This is a genomic window from Ferrovibrio sp. MS7 (genome assembly GCF_038404985.1).
GTDB classification, from domain to species: Bacteria; Pseudomonadota; Alphaproteobacteria; order Ferrovibrionales; family Ferrovibrionaceae; genus Ferrovibrio; species Ferrovibrio plantarum.
Genome location: NZ_JBBKBA010000001.1, coordinates 1,465,721 through 1,483,291 on the forward strand (window position 1 = coordinate 1,465,721; position 17,571 = coordinate 1,483,291).

Sequence of the window (17,571 nt, forward strand, 5' to 3'; positions counted from 1 at the left end):
GGCCGGGACTGACTAGGCTTGCCTGAGCAGGGGTGCTGGCTTGGCGTTCAGCGTTGCCCAGGCACCGCCGAGGCCGAGCAGCAGGGCGACGCCGAGGCCGCCGAGCGCGGTGAAGGCAGCGGTGCCGGCCAGCGGCGTATAGCCGGAACTCATGATCCGCGCCACGATGCCCCAGGAGGCGGCGAGGCCGAGGCCATAGGCGAGGGCCGCACCGACCAGGCCGACGGCGGCATATTCCAGCAGATGCGCCGCCAGGATATCGCTGCGCGTGGCGCCCAGCGCCTTCAGGATCGCGCCTTCGCGCAGCCGGCGGCGATGCTCGGCGGCCAGCGCGCCGGCCAGCACCAGCAGGCCGGAAATCAGCGTGACGATGGCGGCGCCGCGCACCGCCGAGCCGAGCTTGGTGACAAGGTTGTTAACCTCGGTCAGCACATCCTTCATGCGGATCACCGAGATGCCGGGCATCTGCCTGGTGACGGCGCGGAACAGCGCATTCTCGCCCTCCGGCGTCGCCTTCACAGTGGCGAGATGGGTATGCGGCGCGCGCTCCAGCAGGCCGGGCGAGAACACGATGACGAAATTGATGCCAAGGCTGCTCCAGTCGAGCCGTCGGATATTCGCGATCTTCGCCTCAATGTCGCGGCCCAGGATATTCACCGTCAGGCTGTCGCCGAGGCGCAGGCCCAGTCCCTTGGCGACGGCTTCCTCCAGCGAGATCAGCGGCGGGCCGTCATAATCCTTCGGCCACCATTCGCCGGCGACCAGCGTCGAGCCTTCCGGTAATTCGCGCGCATAGGTCAGGCCGCGGTCGCCCTGCAGCACCCAGCGCTGTTCTGGATCCACCGCCACCTGTTCCGGCGCCAGGGCACCGACGCGGGTGATGCGGCCACGCAGGTTCGGCACTGTCTGCACCGCGCCGGTGCCCGGTGTGGCCGCAACAAGCTGCTTGAAGGCGTCGATCTGGTCCGGCTGGATATCGACAAAGAAAAACGCCGGTGCTTCGTCGGGCAGGCGCTCGGTCACCTGCGCATGCAGGTTGCCTTCCACCTGCGCCATGGTGACGAGCAAGGTCAGCGCCACGCCGAGCGACAGCATCAGGCTGGCGGTGGCGGAACCCGGGCGATGCAGGGCGGCGAGCGCCAAGCGCAGCCGGGCGCTCCAGCGACCGCGATTGGCCGGCAGGGTGATGCGTGCCGCCACCTTGCCCAGGCCCCAGGCAAGCAGGCGGAAGAACAGGAAACTGACCGCCGCGCCGGCCACGAAATAGGCGGCGAAGCGCGGCACTTCGGCGGAGAAGATCGCCAGCGCCGCCAAGGCGGCGAAAAGCAAAGCCGTGCCGAGCAGGTAGGGCCAGCGCGGCAGGTTGAGGCCGGGCGCGACGAGGTCACGGTAGAGCGCGGCGGGGCGGATATCGGCGGCGCGCGCCAAGGGCCACAGCGCAAAAGCCAGCGCCACCAGCAGGCCATAGAGCCCGGCGACGGCCAGCGGCTGCCAGTAGAGGCTGGTGGCGAGCGGCACCGGCAGGGCGGTGTTCAGCGCGTTGGCGGCCAGCAGCGGCAGGAAGGCGCCGAGGCTGACGCCGATGATGATGCCGATGCCGGCGAGCAGGAATGTCTGCCACAGATAGACGCGGAAGATCAGCCCGGTGGTGGCGCCGAGCGATTTGAGCGTGGCGATGGTGCCGGTTTTGGCCTGCATATGGGCATGCACGGCATTGGCAACGCCGACGCCGCCGATCAGCAGGGCGGTGAGGCCGACCAGCACCAGGAACAGGCCAGCGCGGTCGAGGAAGCGGCGCAGGCCGGGATTGCCGCCGCGCCAGTCGCGGATGCGCCAGCCGCTTTCGGCGAATTCCGCCTTGGCACGCGCGGTCACGCTTTCCGGCTCGATGTCGGGGAAGTAAGAAACGCGGTAGTGGAAATAGCTTAAACTGCCGGGCTGCACCAGGCCGCTGGCATCCAGCGCGGCGCGGCTCGCTAGCACGCGCGGGCCCAGCGTCAGGCCCTCAGTGGCGCGGTCCGGTTCGCGCTCGATCACGGCGTTGAGCTTGAATTGCGCCTGGCCGATGCGGATCACATCGCCAAGCTGTGCTTCCAGCCGCACCAGTGTCGCTTCATCCACGGCGGCGCCGAATACATTGCCATCCCGGCGCAGCACGTCTGCCAGCGGCAGCGCCGGCTGCATTGCCACCTGGCCGACCAGCGGATAGGCAGCATCGACGGCTTTCAATTCGACCAGCGTGCTGCCATCGCCCTGGCTGCGGTGCGCCATGGCACGCATCTGCACGGTTTCGGAGACGCGGCCCTGGGAATCGAGGAAAGCACGTTCGCGCGGTTCGGCCTCGCGGTGGATGAGGCGGAATTCGATATCGCCGCCCAGCAGCAGGCGGCCATCGCGCTCAAGTCCGGCGACGATGGCGGAACTGAGCGAACCAATGCCGGCGATGGAGGCAACGCCGAGCGCGAGGCAAGCGACGAACAGGCGGAAGCCGAGCAGGCCGCCGCGCAGCTCGCGCCAGGAAAGTTTGAGTGACAGCATCAATCTGCTGCCTGGGCCAGCACGGCCTTGCCAGGCTCGATACTCCTGATCCGGCCATCCTCGATGCGCACCACGCGGTCACAGCGTTCGGCGAGTGCCTGATCGTGGGTGATCAGGATCAGTGTCGAATTCAGCCGGGCGGCCTCGCCAAACAACAGGTCAATTATCGTCTGGCCAGTGCTGCCATCGAGATTGCCGGTCGGCTCGTCGGCCAGCAGCAGGGCCGGCTTCGGCGCCACGGCGCGGGCCAAAGCCACGCGCTGTTGTTCGCCGCCGGAAAGCTGCGCCGGGTAATGGGTTTCGCGCTCTGCCAGCCCAACCTGTGCCAGCGCGGCCTTGGCTCGTGCCTCCGCATCCGCCGCGCCGGCGAGTTCCATCGGCACCATCACGTTTTCCAGCGCCGTCATGGTCGGGATCAGGTTGAAGGCCTGAAACACGATGCCGATACGCTGGCGGCGCCACAGCGCCAGTTCGTCCTCTTTAAGCTTGTTGAGATCGGCGCCGGCAACGCGCACTTGGCCGCTGCTGACGCCTTCCAGGCCGCCCAGCACCGCCAGCAGGGTGGATTTGCCGGAACCCGAGGGGCCGACAATGCCAATCCGTTCGCCCGGCGCCACACTGAGATCAATGCCGCGCAGGATGTTGACCGGGCCGGCCGTGCTGGTGAGAGTGAGCTTCACATCGGCCAGCGTCACGATGGCGCCGGCTAGGGAAATGGATTGCGAAGCGGATTCGGAGGCGGAAGAAGCTGTCATGCGCGTCATGGTTCCTTTGCACGGACTATATGGGAGGCTCCTGCGCCAGCGCCAATATTTGGCGCGGCTGTTTGTGATCCTGCTCACCATTACGTTATCGCCGTTCTCCGCCGCCTGGGGCCAAGCACAGGCCGTGCGCCTGCTGGCGCTCGGCGACAGCCTCACCGCCGGTTACAATCTGCCCGCCGATGCGGCTTTTCCGGCACAGCTTGAAAAGGCGTTGCGCGAGGCGGGCCTGAATGTCACCGCAATCAATGCCGGGGTTTCCGGTGATACCTCGGCTGGTGCGCTGTCGCGGCTCGATTGGTCGCTGGCGGACAAGCCGACCCATGCCCTGGTGGCGCTCGGCGCCAACGACATGCTGCGGGGCCTGAGCCCGGAGAATGCCCAGGCCAATATCGAGAAGATTGTTACCAAGCTGCAATCTGCTGGCGTCAAGGTGATGCTGGTCGGCATGCTGGCGGCGCCCAATCTCGGCGAGGATTACGGCCGCCGCTTCAATGCGCTGTATCCGGCCTTGGCCGAGAAATACAAGCTGCCGCTCTATCCGTTCTTTCTCGATGGCGTCGCCACCCGGCGCGACCTGACGTTGGATGACGGCATGCACCCTAACCGCGCCGGTGTTGCCGAGATGGTGAAGCGCATGCTGCCGTCGGTGACAGCGTGGCTGAAGGGCTGAGCTAACCTACAGCGTCATGCCCTGCGAAGGCAGGGCATCCAAGAGTTACCATTTTCTGGATATTTAAAACAAACTCGTGGATGGCCCGCCTGCGCGGGCCATGACGATTGTTAGATCCTTAGAATTCCTGCCAGTCGTCGTCATCCGCAGCCTTGGGGACAGGCTTCGGCGCTGCGGCCGGCTTTGCGATGGGCGCTGCCGGCTTCGGCGGGATCGGCTTTGCCGCCGGCTTGGCGGCAATCGGTGCCAGTTTGGGCGCGGCGGGAGCCATGGGCTTCGCCATCACAGGTGCTGCTGCCGACACCGGCGCTGTGGCAGTCGTTTCATCCAGCTTGAAGAAGCCGACCAGTTGCGCCAGTTCGCGGGCCTGTCCGGCCAGCGACTGCGCCGCCGCCGTGGTTTCCTCCACCAGGGCGGCATTGCGCTGGGTCATCTCGTCCATGCTGCCGACGGCGGTGTTGATCTGCTCAAGACCCGTGGCCTGCTCGCGGCTCGCCGCAGCGATCTCGGCGACGATATCCGACACCTTCTTGATCGCCGACACGATATCGGTAAGCGACTTGCCGGTCTGATTGACCAGGTTGGCGCCGGTTTTCACCTGTGCGTTAGAGGCCTGGATCAGCGCCTTGATGTCCTTGGAGGCATTGGCCGAGCGCTGCGCCAGCGCGCGGACTTCCTGCGCCACCACCGCGAAGCCCTTGCCGGCTTCGCCAGCACGGGCGGCTTCCACGCTGGCATTCAGTGCCAGCAGGTTGGTCTGGAAGGCGATTTCGTCGATCAGGCCGACAATGTCGGAAATCTTGCGCGCGCTTTCCTCGATCTGCGTCACCGCCGATACCGCGTCGTTCACCACCTTGCCGCCGGTTTCGGCGGTGTCGCGTGCCGTGGTGGCGAGCTGGTTGGCCGCCTGGGCATTGTCGGCATTCTGCTTCACCGTGGTGGTGATTTCGTGCATCGATGCCGCCGTCTCCTCAATGCTGGCGGCCTGGGATTCGGTGCGCTGCGCCAGATCCTGGCTGCCAGTGGAGATTTCGTCGGAGGCGGTGCGCACTGATTGCGCCGTCATGGTCAGGCGGCCGGCGAAATCGCGCATCTGGTCGGCCATGCTGTTGACGCCGTGCTTGATCTCGCCGAACACCCCGCGATAGTCGCCCTTCACGCGGGGCCGCAGGTCGCCATCGGCCATGGCGCCCATGGTAGAGGCGAGTTCCTCGCTCATGGTCTGCAACGTCACCACCAGGCGGTTCAGTTCCTGGCTGGTCGAAAGGAAGAAGCCGCTCTTGCCACTCTCGCTGATGCGGCCCGAGAGGTCGCCCTGGCCGACCTGGTTGACCAGCGTGGCGATTTCCTCGCCAGCGGCCTTCTCGCTGGCCTCGAGTTCCTGGCGGCGGCGCTCGGTTTCCTCGCGCTGGCGGGCGATATCGGCTTCGGCCTGTTCGCGCGCCACCATGTTGTCCTTGAATACCTGCAGCGCCTTGGCCATGCGGCCGATCTCGGCACCACGCTCGACGAAGGGAATGGTGGTGTCGAGGTCGCGTTCGGCCAGCCGCTGCATCGCCTCGGTCATGCCGCTGATCGGGCCGCTGACGCGCCATTGCACGATCAGGAAGCCGATAGCCGTCACCGCCACAGCCAGCGCCAGCAACACGCCGCTGATGATCAGGCGGCGTTGTGCCAGTTCCTTTTGATCCTCGGCCCGCAGGATCAGTTGCTCAAGCGCCTGGTTGGCGATTTCGTTGATCAGGCTGAGGCCTTCCACCTGGCGCGGCTGAAATTCCGCCTGCGGGATATCGGGCTTCTGGCCGGTGGCGAGCGCCATCACCACCTTCTGGCGTTCATCGGCCATCGGGCCCTGGAACACGGCGCGGGTCTTGTTGGCGGCTTCCGCCACGGCGGGCGGCGTGTCGTTGCGCGCGGCGGCTTCCGTGATGATGCTCCAGGCAGTGAGCAGCCGGCCGAAATCCTCGGCATGGGCGGCGATATCAGTGGCGGTCCATGGCTGGCCGCCGGTCATCGAACCCAGCAGGCGCAGCACCATCGAACCGGCATAGTTGCGCGCTACCCAGGCGGTGCGCTTCACCATCAGCAATTGGTCCACCATCGGGTCGACCATCTTGAGGGAGGCTTCGAGATAATCGGAAGCGGCTTCCACGGCATCGAGATAGGCCTGAGTCACGCGCGGCCAGTCGCGTATCGCTTGGGCGTCGCGTTGCGCTTCCGCAGCGGCCATCGCCGCCTGCGCCTTCGGCCGCAGCGCATCCACTGCATCATGGCTTTCCTTCAGCCTGGTCAGGATTGGGCCCGAGCCGGGCAGTGACGCCGCCAGGGCGCTGAAGCCGGCATAGCCATCCTGGAAGCCCTTCTTGGCCATGGCGCCGTAGTCGACGACATTCTTGCGCGCGGTATCCTCGGCCGGGTCCTTGCTGCGCATGGCGATGATGACGTTGCCGCGCTCCAGGCGATGCTGCTGCAGCGAGAGGAAGAAACTTTGGCTGATCGGCGCCAGGGCCGCGACGCGCTGTGCCGCCTGGCTACGCTCCAGGGCCTCCTGCAGCGACTTGACGCTGACCGCCACCAGCAGCAGCCCAAGCACGCCTATGATCACGCCAAGAATGGTGCGGATCGAAAGGTTTTTCATCGGCATTCCCCGCCTTGCCTCAATCTGTCAGGGGCGCAAATGCTTTGCGCCTTGGTTCGATTCTAACGGGTGATGGCGTGGAGGAGATAGCCTGCTTTTTTGCTGTTATCCCTTTCATTTCACGAATATTTCGGCCTGCAAAGATGCGTGCGGAGCTTGTACCCGGCTTAGCTCATGCAGCCTGCAGTGCGAATCACCCGACCAGGACATTTTGGCTGGCCAGCGATATGGGCGCGGGAATCAAAACGAGTCCGAAAGTGGACGGCATCGGCAAACTGTTATCTTCGGACAGGGAAAATTGCTTCAAACGCAATTAGTTGTTGTCGATGGGGTGGCCAACCTACAATATGTCGCTGTTACGCTTGTTGCCTGAAGGATTGCCGTTATGGAGTTTCGTCGCCTCGGTCGCACCGATTTGCAGGTGAGCCTGATCTGTCTCGGCACCATGACCTGGGGCCAGCAGAACACCGAAGCGGAAGCCCATGCCCAGCTTGATTATGCCTGGGAGCGCGGCATCAATTTCCTCGACGCCGCCGAAATGTATCCGGTGCCGCCCAGGGCCGAGACCCAGGGGCGCACCGAAAGCTATATCGGCACCTGGCTGAAGGCCCGCCAAAACCGCGACAAGGTGATTCTCGCCACCAAGGTGGCCGGCCGTGGCGGCGGGCCGCGCGGCGATTTCACCTGGCTGCGCGATGATGGCTTGCCGCCAAATTTAAGCCGCGGGCAAATTTTCGAGGCGGTGGACAAAAGCCTGAAGCGGCTGCAGACCGACTATATCGATCTCTACCAGACCCACTGGCCGGATCGCCTGACGACGAATTTCGGCCGTGCCGAATATCCTTGGAACGACGAAGAGTCGGTGGCGATCGAGGAAACCGTCGATGCCATGGCGGCGCTGGTGAAGGCTGGCAAGATCCGGCATTTCGGCGTCTCGAACGAAACCGCCTGGGGTGTCATGCGCCACCTTGGCTCGCCGGGTCCGCGCCTGGCCTCGATCCAGAATCCCTACAATCTGCTGAACCGCGCCTATGAAGGCTCGCTCTCCGAAGTGGCGCACAAGGAGCAGGTCGGCCTGCTGGCCTATTCGCCGCTCGGCATGGGCGTGCTCAGTGGCAAGTATCTTGATGGCGCGCGCCCGGCCGGCGCCCGGCTGACCTTGTTCACGCGCTTCACGCGCTATTCCAACCCGCAGGTTGACCGCACTGTCGGGCGCTATGTGGCGCTGGCGCGCCAGCATGGCCTCGATCCGGCGCAGATGGCGCTGGCTTATGTCAACACGCGGCCTTTCGTCACCGCGAATATCATCGGCGCCACCAGCCTGGAACAGCTCAAGGCCGATATCGACTCCCTTAACGTCAACCTGCCTAAGGAGGTGCTGGACGGCATCGACGCGATTCACCGCGACCAACCCAATCCTGCTGCCTGATATCGCCGCCCATTGCGGCCAGGCCAGCGTGACGAGGAGTACACGCCCATGGTCCGCCTGTTTGTCGCCTTAAGCATGCCCGAGGCCACGTCCCTGGCCTTGCGCGAACTCTGCTCCGGCCTGCCCGGAGCACGTTGGGTCAATCCCGCCCAGTTCCACATCACCTTACGCTTCATCGGCGAAGTGGATGGCCGCACCGCCCGCCATGTCGCGGAGGCCCTCAGCGGCATCCAGATGCCGAGCTTCGAGGTTGCCCTGCATGGGGTGGGCACGTTCGGCGACAAGCGCGCGGCGCGCAGCCTGTGGGCCGGTGTACGGCCGAGCCAGGGATTGGAACGGCTGCATGAGAAGGTGGATGGCGCCATGGCGCGGCTGGGCCTGGAGCCGGACCGGCGCAAATTCACGCCGCATGTCACCTTGGCGCGGCTGAATCAGCCGCCTGTGGATCGTCTTGGCGCATACCTGGCCCATCATGCGCTGGTCTCACCGCCCTGCTTCACCTGCGACCGCTTCGTGCTCTATTCCAGTTTCCTCTCCCATGGCGGCGCCATCTACACGCCGGAGCGGATCTATCGCCTGGATGGCGACGATGACCATGGCTGGATCGCCGACGAGGCCGAGGATTGGGAGCGGGCCGAAGCGGCGCGCGAACGTGAATCCTGGGAACAGGAGCGGCGCCATCTGCAACCAGCTCTGAGCTACGGCTTTGGCGACTAAATACCGTTCGCTGGTCATTCTTACCGGCGCCGGCATTTCCGCCGAGTCAGGGCTTGGCACCTTCCGCGACAAGGATGGGCTATGGACCAAGTATGACCTGCGCGATGTGGCGACGCCGGAAGGCTTCGAGCGCAATCCGGCCCTGGTGCATGATTTCTACAATGCCCGCCGCCGCAATCTGATCGAGGCCGTGCCCAACCCGGCCCATGCTGCTCTCGCGGCGCTGGAACGGGCCTGGCCCGGCGACTTCCTGCTGGTGACGCAGAATGTCGACGACCTGCATGAGCGTGCCGGCTCGGCCAAGCTGCTGCACATGCATGGCGAGTTGCTGAAGATCCGCTGCGAAAGCTGCGGCAACGTGTTGCCCTGCCGCGAGGATATCGATCTCTCCAGTGCCTGTCCGGCCTGTGCCACACCGGGCTACATGCGGCCGCATGTGGTGTGGTTCGGCGAGATGCCGTTCTACATGGACCGTATCGAACAGGCGCTGAATGGCTGCGACCTGTTCGTTTCCATCGGGACGTCGGGCAATGTCTATCCAGCCGCCGGCTTCGTTGCCGAGGCCCGCCGCCGCCGCGCCCATACGGTGGAACTCAATCTTGAGCCATCGGAGGGCTACTCGCACTTTGCCGAGAAACGCTATGGCGCGGCTTCCGAGATTGTCCCGGCCTACGTGCAGGAACTGCTCGGCTGACACCACGCTGTTGTGTTGCGCCGCCGCCGCTTTTCAGGCGACACTGCCGCGGGGTGACGGGGTGATGGATCGGGATGACCGAGGCGGGTAGGGCGCGTTTGCGCTGGTATGATGCGTGTTTCGCCGATCCCGGCGAAGAAGCGGCCTATCGCTGGGCCGATCTTGATGCCACCCTGTTTTTTGCCCGGATCGCGCTGCTGCTGGCATTGGCGCTGTTCGGCCTGTTCGCCGCCGTCGACCTGCTTTTTGGCGCCGATGGTCGCAGCCGGTTGCTGGTTGCCCGGGCGCTGATCTGCGCCAGCTTCGCCCTGCTCCTGCTGCTCACCTGGCATCCGGCCTTGCGTCGGCCGGACTGGGCGACGCGCCATTCCCAGGCCGCTGCCTTCGCCATTGCCCTGGGCTTTGGCCTGCTGGTTGGTTTGGCAGACGAGCCGCTGCGCGGCTTCTATGTTCCCGGCATCCTGCTGGTGGTGGTGGCATTGTTCGTGCTGCTGCGCCTGACGCTGCCGGAAATTGCCTGGGTGGCGGTGCCGCTGGTCTGCATCTACGACGCCGTCTGGCTGCGGGAATGGATCATGCCCGGCGAGTTCGGCGCTTTCGTGGTGATGCAGTTCTACCTCTTCGCCGCCGTCATCGTCGGCAGTTTCTCGAATTACGCCATCGCGCATCACCGCCGCATCACCCATGCCGCCGCCGGCGACCTGCGCGCCCAGGCGACGCGGCTGCAGCAGGCCCTGCAGCAGGCGGCGATGGCGCGGCAGCATGCTGAGCATGCCTCGCGGGCCAAGTCGGATTTCATTGCCCATATGAGCCATGAATTGCGCACGCCGCTGAACGCGGTGATCGGCTTCGGCCAGGTGCTGGAAGGCGAGGTCTATGGCCCGCTCGGCGGCGACAAGTACCGCGAATACGCCCGCCATATTCACGAAAGCGGCCAGCACCTGCTGTCGTTGATCAACGACGTCCTGGATCTTTCCAAGGTCGAGGCCGGGCAGTTCGAACTGCACCGCGAGGAAATCGACATCGCCGCCGCGATGCGCGCCGCCAGCCTGCTGGTTTCCGGCCTCTCCCACAAGCGGCAGGTGAAGCTGAAGTTGATAGTGCCGCCTTCACTGCCGTCGCTGCAGGCGGATGAGCGGGCGCTGAAGCAGATCCTGGTCAACCTGCTCTCGAACGCGGTGAAATTCTCACCTGCCGGTGGCGAGGTGACATTCGCGGCGGAAATTCTGCCGCAGGCCATCGCCTTCATTATCGCCGATGCCGGGCCCGGCATGGACGTGCAGCAGGTGGCGCGCGCCGTGGTGCCGTTCGGTCAGGCCAGCGGCCACACCGCTGAAGCGACGCGCGGTACCGGCCTCGGCCTGCCGCTGGCACAGCGCTTCACCGATCTGCATGGCGGCAGCCTGGTGATCGACAGCCGGCCGGGCCAGGGCACCCGCGTCACGGTGACGCTGCCATTAGAGTAACTTTGGTGCTCGGCTAATCCGTCGCCGCTTCGATGCGTTCCATATCCTCGTCGGACAGGCCGAAATGATGGCCGATCTCATGGATCAGCACATGGCGCACCAGCCGGCCCAAAGGCTCGGCATTCTCGCACCAGTAATCCAGCAAGGGCCGGCGGTAGAGGAAGATCATCGCCGGCATGGTGCCGGTGAAGCCGGCTTCTTCGGCGGTAATGCTGCCGCCCTGGTAGAGCCCGAGCAGGTCGAACGGGCTTTCCAGCCCCATCGTGGTCTGCACATCCTCATCGGGGAATTCCTCGACGCGGATTGGTACGCCATCGAGAAAACGGCCCAAAGCCGGCATCAGCCGCGAGCGTTCAGCTTCCGCGAGTGCGGCCAGATCATCCAGACTTGGCGGCAACTTGTCCGCACCGATATGTGAAGCAGAGCCCATGCGGCGTGTTGTCCCAGGGTGGTTGCGGCGGGGCGTGGTCCACGATAGGTAGTCGCCCCAGTACAGTTTGTATATTTTATTGAGCTGGCGCGGTTTGTATAGCCGCGGGCAGCAAGCGGAGGAGGCGGCCATGGCGATTGCCAAGCTGAATCAGGAAGAGCGCACAGCGGCGCTGGCGGCCTTGCCGCATTGGTCGCTGGTCGAGGGGCGCGATGCCATTCAGCGCTCCTTGCGCTTCGCCGACTTCAATGCCGCCTTCGGCTTCATGGCCTGCGTCGCGCTGGCAGCCGAAAAGGCGGACCATCATCCCGAATGGTTCAATGTCTGGAACCGCGTCGATATCACGCTCTCGACCCATGATGCCGGCGGCATAAGCCGCCGCGACATCGACCTGGCCAAGGTGATCGACGCCATGGCCCTTGCCATGGGGGCGACTGCCATGGGAGGCAAGGCATCATGAATTCCGCTCTGCGTGGCCTGGTCCGCGGCCTGGCGATTGCTGCTGTTGCGGCCATCGTGGTCTTTGCCGGCTTCTATGTCGTGCATTGGCTGGATGGCGGCAAGCAGGACAGTGCCGGCGTCGGCGAGGTCAGCATCGGCGGCCCTTACGCGCTCACCGACCAGAATGGCCGCGCCGTCACCGACAAGGATTTCCGCGGCAAGCTGCAACTGATCTATTTCGGCTTCACCTCCTGCCCCGATATCTGCCCCACGGCGTTGCAGACGGTCGCTATCGCGCTGGACGAGATGGGAGCTGCGGCAAAGGACGTGGTGCCGATCCTGATCACCGTGGACCCGGAACGCGATACGCCGCCGGTGATGAAGGAATATGTGCAGGCCTTCCACGAATCCATGATCGGCCTCACCGGCACGCCGGAGCAGATTGCCGCAGCAGCGAAGGCCTACCGCGTCTACTATCAGAAAGTGAAGCTGCAAAATTCCAGCCTGGACTATTCCATGGATCATTCCGGCTTCCTCTACCTGATGAACCGGGACGGCAAATATCTGGCGCATTTCCGCCACAACGCCACGCCGGAAGATATCGTGAAGCGAGTCAAGGCGGCGCTCTGAACATTGCCTTGGTGGACCAGGTCAAGGCCGCCGAAAGTATATTTTTGCACTGCAAAATAACACTATCCCTCGTGGCGGTTTCTTGTCATGATTCCGCCATGGCTGCGGTTTTCGCCGCGACATAAGGGGTGGGACCCGATGCTCTATCAACTACACGAATGGCAGCATGCTGCCATGGCGCCGATGCGTCTCATGGCCGAAGCACAGGCTAGCCTGCTGAACCTGCCGCATCCGGTGAACATGATGCCGGCGGCGCGCGGTCTGGCGGCCGGCCTGGAAGTGTTCGAGCGCGTCACACGGCGCTATCCGAAGCCGAAATTCGGCTTTGAGCCTGTCACCGTCGGCGGCCGCAAGCGCGCAGTGAACGAGCGCGTGGTGCTGCGCCTGCCATTCTGCCAGCTCAAGCATTTCGAGCGCGAGGGCACCGCCCAGCGCAAGGACCCCAAGCTGCTGATCGTAGCGCCGCTCTCGGGTCATTACGCCACGCTGCTGCGCGGTACTGTGGAAGCGATGCTGCCGAATCATGAGGTCTATATCACCGACTGGCGCGATGCCCGGCTGGTGCCATTGCGCGACGGTGATTTCGGCCTCGATGATTACATCGACTACATCATCCATTTTCTGCATCATCTCGGCCCCAACACCCATGTGATGGGGGTGTGCCAGCCGAGCGTGCCGGTGCTGGCGGCGGTGGCGCTGATGAGCCAGGCGCGCAATCCCAATGTGCCCGCTTCCATGACCCTGATGGGCGGCCCGATCGACACACGCTTAAGCCCCACGGTGCCGAACACCTTGGCGCAGGAACGCTCCATCGAATGGTTCGAGCATTCGGTGATCAACCGCGTGCCGGTGAATTATCCGGGCTTCATGCGCCGCGTCTATCCCGGCTTCATCCAGCTCTCCGGCTTCATGAGCATGAATATCGACCGCCATGTCGGCGCTCATGTGCGGCTGTTTCACCACCTGATCCAGGGCGATGGCGACAGCGCGCAGCAGCACAAGGCTTTCTACGACGAATATCTCTCGGTGATGGACCTGCCGGCGGATTACTACCTCGAAACCGTGCAGCGCGTGTTCCAGCAGCATCTGCTGCCGCTGCACCGTTTTCCCTGGCGCGGCCAGATCATCGATACCAATGCCATCGAGCGTACCGCCCTGCTCACCGTGGAAGGTGAACTCGACGATATTTCCGGCATCGGCCAGACCCATGCGGCGCATACCATCTGCGGCCGCATCCCGAAGGCAAAGCGCGAGCACCATTTGCAGCCCAGCGTGGGCCATTACGGCGTGTTCAACGGCCGCCGCTGGCGCGAGCAGATCGCGCCGCGTGTCACCGCTTTCATCGCCAGGCATGATCGGAACACCTGAGGCGCGATGCCGGGAGAAAAGCCTTTCTGGCGCCGCAAGACGCTGAAGCAGCTCACCACCGCCGAGTGGGAGGCGCTCTGCGACGGCTGCGGCAAATGCTGCCTCTATCGCCTCGAGGATGAGGACGAAGGCACGCTGGAGGCAACCAATGTCGCCTGCCGTCTGCTCGACTGCAAATCCGGCGCCTGCTCCAATTACGCCAAGCGCAAGGAAATCGTGCCGGACTGCATCAAGCTGACCCCGGCTGTGGTGGCGAAGATGGACTGGCTGCCGGCCACCTGCGGCTATCGCCGGGTACATCTCGGCAAGGACCTGCCCTGGTGGCATTACCTCAAGAGCGGCGACCGCGATCTGGTGCATAAGCTCGGTGTCTCGGTGCGCGGCAAGGCGATCTCGGAATTGAAGGCCGGGCCGCTGGAGCATCATATCGTCGACTGGGTCGACCATCCTGGCCCGCCGAAGCCCAAGAAGTCGGCGAAGAAAAAGACCAAGCGGGGCTAATTCTCGCTCTGACCCTCGTCATCCTCCGGCAGCGGCGCGTTGATCGCGTCGTCGTAATAGCTGTCCGGATCGGCGAAATAATTCTGCATCTCATGGAAATGCGGCACATCGCGCAGGCGGCAGGGCGTGATGCCCTCGTCATTGATCAGTCGCAGGTCGGCGCCGGGCAGACCCATGATGATCGGCGAATGGGTGGCGATGATCGCCTGCACATGGCTGCCATTCTGCCAGCGGTCCATCAGGCGCAGGAAACGCCGCATGCGTTGCGGCGACAGCGCAGCCTCGGGCTCATCGAGGATATAGATGCTGGGCTTGCGGCTTTTGAACTTGCTCTCGAAGGTGGCGAGAAAAGATTCCCCATGACTCTGATCCAGCAGCTTCTTGCCGCCCCAATAATCCTTGTCGCCTTCCTCGTCGATGTAGTTCGCCAGATTGAAGAAGCTTTCGGCGCGGAAGAAGAAGCCATGCGTCACCTTCGGTAGCCAGGCGGCCCGCAAGGCGTCGCGCAACGGATTGGCGCCACCGACATGCAGCAGCCGGTGATGCTGGTTGCCGCCATAGGCGGAAAAACCGCAAAGGCTGGCGATGGCTTCCAGGAGTGTCGATTTGCCGCTGCCATTCTCGCCTGCCAGAATCGTGATGGGGGCCGTGAAGCCGAGCTGGAAGTCATCCTCGAGCCAGGAGAGACGCGAGAACGGGAAGGCCGCGCGGTCGATCCGTTCCGGCAGCAAGATCAGGCGTTTCAAGAAAGGGGCGGAGAGCGGCATGGCGTTCAGTAAGGCTCGTCATCCGGGTCGAACGGCAGGGCCGGGGGCAGATCGGGCAGCGGCGTGTTGATGGCTTCGTCGTAATAGCTGTCGGGATCGTCGAAATAGCCCTGCAACTCGCGGAAATGCGGCACATCGCGCAGGCGACAGGGCGCGATGCCCTCGGCATTGATCAGCCGCAGGTCGGCGCCGGGCAGCCCCATGATGATCGGCGAATGGGTGGCGATGATGGCCTGGGTGCGGCTCGAGGTCTGCCATTCATCCAGGATACGGATGAACTGCCGCAGCCGCTGCGGCGACAAAGCCGCCTCGGGTTCGTCCAGGATGTAGAAGGCGCGCTCCTGGCTGTTCAGGCGGTGGCGGAAGGTGGCGAGGAAGGATTCGCCATGGCTCTGCCCATGCAGATTGCGGCCGCCCCAGGCATCGGGATTACCGTCGCGGTCGATATAGTCGGCGAGATTGAAAAAGCTTTCGGCACGGAAGAAGAAGCCCCGCGTCACCTTGGGCAGCCAGGAGGCACGCAGGGCATGGGCCAGCGGATCGGAACCGACGCCTGACAGCAACTGGTGATCCCGGCTGCCGCCATAGGCCGGAAAACCGGCGAGGCGGGCAATGGCTTCCAGCAAGGTGGATTTGCCGCTGCCATTCTCACCGGCCAGGATGGTGATGGGCGAAGTCAGGCTGATCTCGAAGTCTTCGTTCAGCCATTTCAGCCGGCTGAATGGGAAGAGATCCGGAAGCATCCGCTCCGGCAGCAGGGTGATGCGCTTGAGAAACGGGCTGGTCAGCATCGGCGCTGCTCCGAAAGGCGAGAAGTATGAAGAGGCAATATGATTAAGAGGGTAGCGCATAAAGAACATTATGGCAACATAAGAATCGCCGGCGATACGATTTTCCGCCCGTCTGCCGCGACGGCAGCACTGGCACGCGGTGAGGGTTCGCGCATAATCGGCGCCTTGCCGGAGGGTGCCCTTATTCATGTCTGATTCCATTTCGCTGGACGCTGCCCTGATTGCTTCGCTGTCCCAGATCAAGCTGCTGTCGCTCGATCTCGATGGCACGCTCACCGATGGCGGGCTGTATTATTTCGAGGATGGCGGCGAGGCGCGCAAATACCATGTGCAGGATGGCTTCGGCATCGTCGCGGTGCAGAAGGCCGGCATCGCCGTCTGCCTGATCACCATGAGCAATACGCCGGCCATCGCGCGCCGCGCCGAGCGGCTGCGCATCAAGCATTGCCATATGGGCGTGCATGACAAGCTGCCGGTGCTCAGGACGATCTGCGCTGATCTCGGCATCGGTCTGCACCAGGTGGCGCATATGGCTGATGACATCAACGACCTCACCGTGCTGCACGAAGTTGGCCTGCCGATTGCGGTGGCCAATGCGCGGCCGGCAGTGAAACAGGCATCGCGCTATGTCACGCAAGCCAAGGGTGGCGATGGCGCCGTGCGCGAGATTTGCGATTTCCTGCTCGACTATCAGAAAAGATAAGGGAGAAGAGTCCGATGGCCATCGATTTCCAGGGGCGCGTTGCCATTGTCACCGGTGCCGGCTCGGGCTTGGGCCGCAGCCATGCGCTGGCGCTGGCTGCGCGCGGCGCCCGCGTGGTGGTGAACGATCTCGGCGGCGCGGTGGATGGCACCGGCGGTTCGGCCAAGGCGGCGGACCAAGTGGTGGCTGAGATCAAGGCCGCTGGTGGTGAAGCGGTGGCGAACCATGACAGCGTTTCCGATGCGGCAGGTGCCGCACGCATCGTTCAGGCGGCCATGGATGCCTGGGACCGCGTCGATGTGCTGGTGAACAATGCCGGTATCCTGCGCGACAAGAGCTTCGCCAAGATGGAACTCGGTGATTTCGATACCGTGGTGGATGTGCATCTGCTTGGCTCGGCCTATGTCACCAAGGCAGCCTGGCCGGTGATGCAGGCGCAAAATTACGGCCGCATCGTCATGACCACTTCGGCTGCCGGGCTCTATGGCAATTTCGGCCAGACCAACTATGCCGCCGCCAAGCTCGGCCTGGTCGGCCTGATGAACGCGCTGAAGCAGGAAGGTGCCAAGAACGGCATCCTGGTCAACACCATCGCGCCGGTGGCCGCCACGCGCATGACCGAAGCCCTGTTTCCGCCGGCCCTGCTGCCGCATCTCAAGCCGGAATACATCACCGCCGCCGTGGTCTATCTCTGCTCGGAAGCCTGCAATGCCACCGGCGATATCGTTTCCGCCGGCGCCGGCTTCTATGCCAAGGCGCAGGTGGTGGAAAGCGAAGGCGTGTTCTTCGGTGCCGGCAGCAGTGTGTCGCCAGAAATGATCGCCGAGAATTACGGCCGCATTACCGATATGAGCCAGGCGCGCGCCTATGCCGCGGCCATGGAGGAAGTGGCGAAGATTTTTGGCTTCTTCCAGAAGAAGTGACGCGGCGCAAGCCCCCCGGGTCAAGCCCGGGGGTGACGCCTAGTGTTGATAGCCTCGTCATGCCCGGCCCTTCGGGCCTGTGCGCCCATGAACGCCCCTTG

At 64.1% G+C, this 17,571-nt stretch carries 17 protein-coding genes; 11 read left to right on the top strand and 6 right to left on the bottom strand.

All coding sequences use genetic code 11. From position 1 onward, the window contains the following. Positions 1-12: 12 nt before the first annotated feature. Both V6B08_RS07005 and V6B08_RS07010 read right to left on the bottom strand, forming a co-directional pair. Positions 13-2,538, bottom strand: coding sequence for an ABC transporter permease (locus tag V6B08_RS07005; RefSeq protein ID WP_341979068.1), 2,526 nt, complete (start codon positions 2,536-2,538; stop codon positions 13-15). After that, positions 2,538-3,293 (bottom strand): ABC transporter ATP-binding protein, encoded by a 756-nt coding sequence (locus V6B08_RS07010; protein WP_341979069.1) that lies wholly within the window; start codon positions 3,291-3,293, stop codon positions 2,538-2,540. Before V6B08_RS07010 ends, V6B08_RS07005 begins: the two co-directional genes overlap by 1 nt. 58 nt (positions 3,294-3,351) lie before the next feature. Here V6B08_RS07010 and V6B08_RS07015 point away from each other — a divergent pair, with 58 nt between their 5' ends. Beyond that, positions 3,352-3,972: an arylesterase gene (locus tag V6B08_RS07015; RefSeq protein ID WP_341979070.1), complete on the top strand. Its 621-nt coding sequence runs from the start codon at positions 3,352-3,354 to the stop codon at positions 3,970-3,972. A gap of 118 nt (positions 3,973-4,090) precedes the next feature. Here the strand turns inward: V6B08_RS07015 and V6B08_RS07020 are convergent, their stop codons facing one another. Then, on the bottom strand, positions 4,091-6,610 hold the full coding sequence (locus tag V6B08_RS07020; protein WP_341979071.1) for a methyl-accepting chemotaxis protein: 2,520 nt from the start codon (positions 6,608-6,610) through the stop codon (positions 4,091-4,093). 385 nt (positions 6,611-6,995) lie between these two features. Here V6B08_RS07020 and V6B08_RS07025 point away from each other — a divergent pair, with 385 nt between their 5' ends. The 4 genes from V6B08_RS07025 to V6B08_RS07040 all read left to right on the top strand — a co-directional run bounded on the left by V6B08_RS07025 (position 6,996) and on the right by V6B08_RS07040 (position 10,916). Then, on the top strand, positions 6,996-8,039 hold the full coding sequence (locus tag V6B08_RS07025) for an NADP(H)-dependent aldo-keto reductase (protein WP_341979072.1): 1,044 nt from the start codon (positions 6,996-6,998) through the stop codon (positions 8,037-8,039). A 48-nt stretch (positions 8,040-8,087) separates the two neighbouring features. After that, complete coding sequence (thpR, locus tag V6B08_RS07030) at positions 8,088-8,756, top strand: RNA 2',3'-cyclic phosphodiesterase (RefSeq protein WP_341979073.1); 669 nt, start codon at positions 8,088-8,090, stop codon at positions 8,754-8,756. Beyond that, entirely contained in the window at positions 8,746-9,450 is a 705-nt protein-coding gene (gene cobB / locus V6B08_RS07035) for a Sir2 family NAD+-dependent deacetylase (RefSeq protein ID WP_341979074.1), read from the top strand. Before thpR ends, cobB begins: the two co-directional genes overlap by 11 nt. A gap of 74 nt (positions 9,451-9,524) precedes the next feature. Further along, complete coding sequence (locus tag V6B08_RS07040) at positions 9,525-10,916, top strand: sensor histidine kinase (RefSeq protein WP_341979075.1); 1,392 nt, start codon at positions 9,525-9,527, stop codon at positions 10,914-10,916. A gap of 13 nt (positions 10,917-10,929) precedes the next feature. On the opposite strand, the gene V6B08_RS07045 is transcribed toward V6B08_RS07040, so the two are convergent. Continuing rightward, positions 10,930-11,346, bottom strand: a complete 417-nt coding sequence (locus V6B08_RS07045) for a metallopeptidase family protein (protein WP_341979076.1) — start codon at positions 11,344-11,346, stop codon at positions 10,930-10,932. 94 nt (positions 11,347-11,440) lie between these two features. Here V6B08_RS07045 and V6B08_RS07050 point away from each other — a divergent pair, with 94 nt between their 5' ends. The 4 genes from V6B08_RS07050 (at position 11,441) to V6B08_RS07065 (ending at position 14,286) form a co-directional block, all read left to right on the top strand. Continuing rightward, on the top strand, positions 11,441-11,806 hold the full coding sequence (locus V6B08_RS07050) for a 4a-hydroxytetrahydrobiopterin dehydratase (RefSeq protein WP_341979077.1): 366 nt from the start codon (positions 11,441-11,443) through the stop codon (positions 11,804-11,806). Then, positions 11,803-12,417 carry an SCO family protein gene (locus V6B08_RS07055; RefSeq protein WP_341979078.1) on the top strand — a complete coding sequence of 205 codons (615 nt, stop codon included), beginning with the start codon at positions 11,803-11,805 and terminating at the stop codon, positions 12,415-12,417. Before V6B08_RS07050 ends, V6B08_RS07055 begins: the two co-directional genes overlap by 4 nt. Positions 12,418-12,555: 138 nt before the next feature. Continuing rightward, positions 12,556-13,785 carry a polyhydroxyalkanoate depolymerase gene (locus V6B08_RS07060; RefSeq protein ID WP_341979080.1) on the top strand — a complete coding sequence of 410 codons (1,230 nt, stop codon included), beginning with the start codon at positions 12,556-12,558 and terminating at the stop codon, positions 13,783-13,785. A 6-nt stretch (positions 13,786-13,791) separates the two neighbouring features. Further along, positions 13,792-14,286: a YcgN family cysteine cluster protein gene (locus V6B08_RS07065; protein ID WP_341979081.1), complete on the top strand. Its 495-nt coding sequence runs from the start codon at positions 13,792-13,794 to the stop codon at positions 14,284-14,286. Here V6B08_RS07065 and V6B08_RS07070 read toward each other — a convergent pair. Continuing rightward, a complete protein-coding gene (locus V6B08_RS07070; protein ID WP_341979083.1) occupies positions 14,283-15,032 on the bottom strand; it encodes an AAA family ATPase in 750 nt (249 codons plus the stop codon). The two genes, V6B08_RS07065 and V6B08_RS07070, sit on opposite strands and share 4 nt — an antisense overlap. 26 nt (positions 15,033-15,058) lie before the next feature. Next, on the bottom strand, positions 15,059-15,844 hold the full coding sequence (locus V6B08_RS07075) for an AAA family ATPase (protein ID WP_341979084.1): 786 nt from the start codon (positions 15,842-15,844) through the stop codon (positions 15,059-15,061). 187 nt (positions 15,845-16,031) lie between these two features. Between V6B08_RS07075 and V6B08_RS07080 the strand changes: the two genes are divergently transcribed. Both V6B08_RS07080 and V6B08_RS07085 read left to right on the top strand, forming a co-directional pair. After that, entirely contained in the window at positions 16,032-16,547 is a 516-nt protein-coding gene (locus V6B08_RS07080) for a KdsC family phosphatase (protein WP_341979085.1), read from the top strand. Between the two features lie 14 nt (positions 16,548-16,561). Then, the gene (locus tag V6B08_RS07085) at positions 16,562-17,470 is read left to right on the top strand and encodes an SDR family NAD(P)-dependent oxidoreductase (RefSeq protein ID WP_341979087.1); all 909 of its coding nucleotides are present in this window, start codon (positions 16,562-16,564) and stop codon (positions 17,468-17,470) included. Positions 17,471-17,571: the final 101 nt, after the last annotated feature.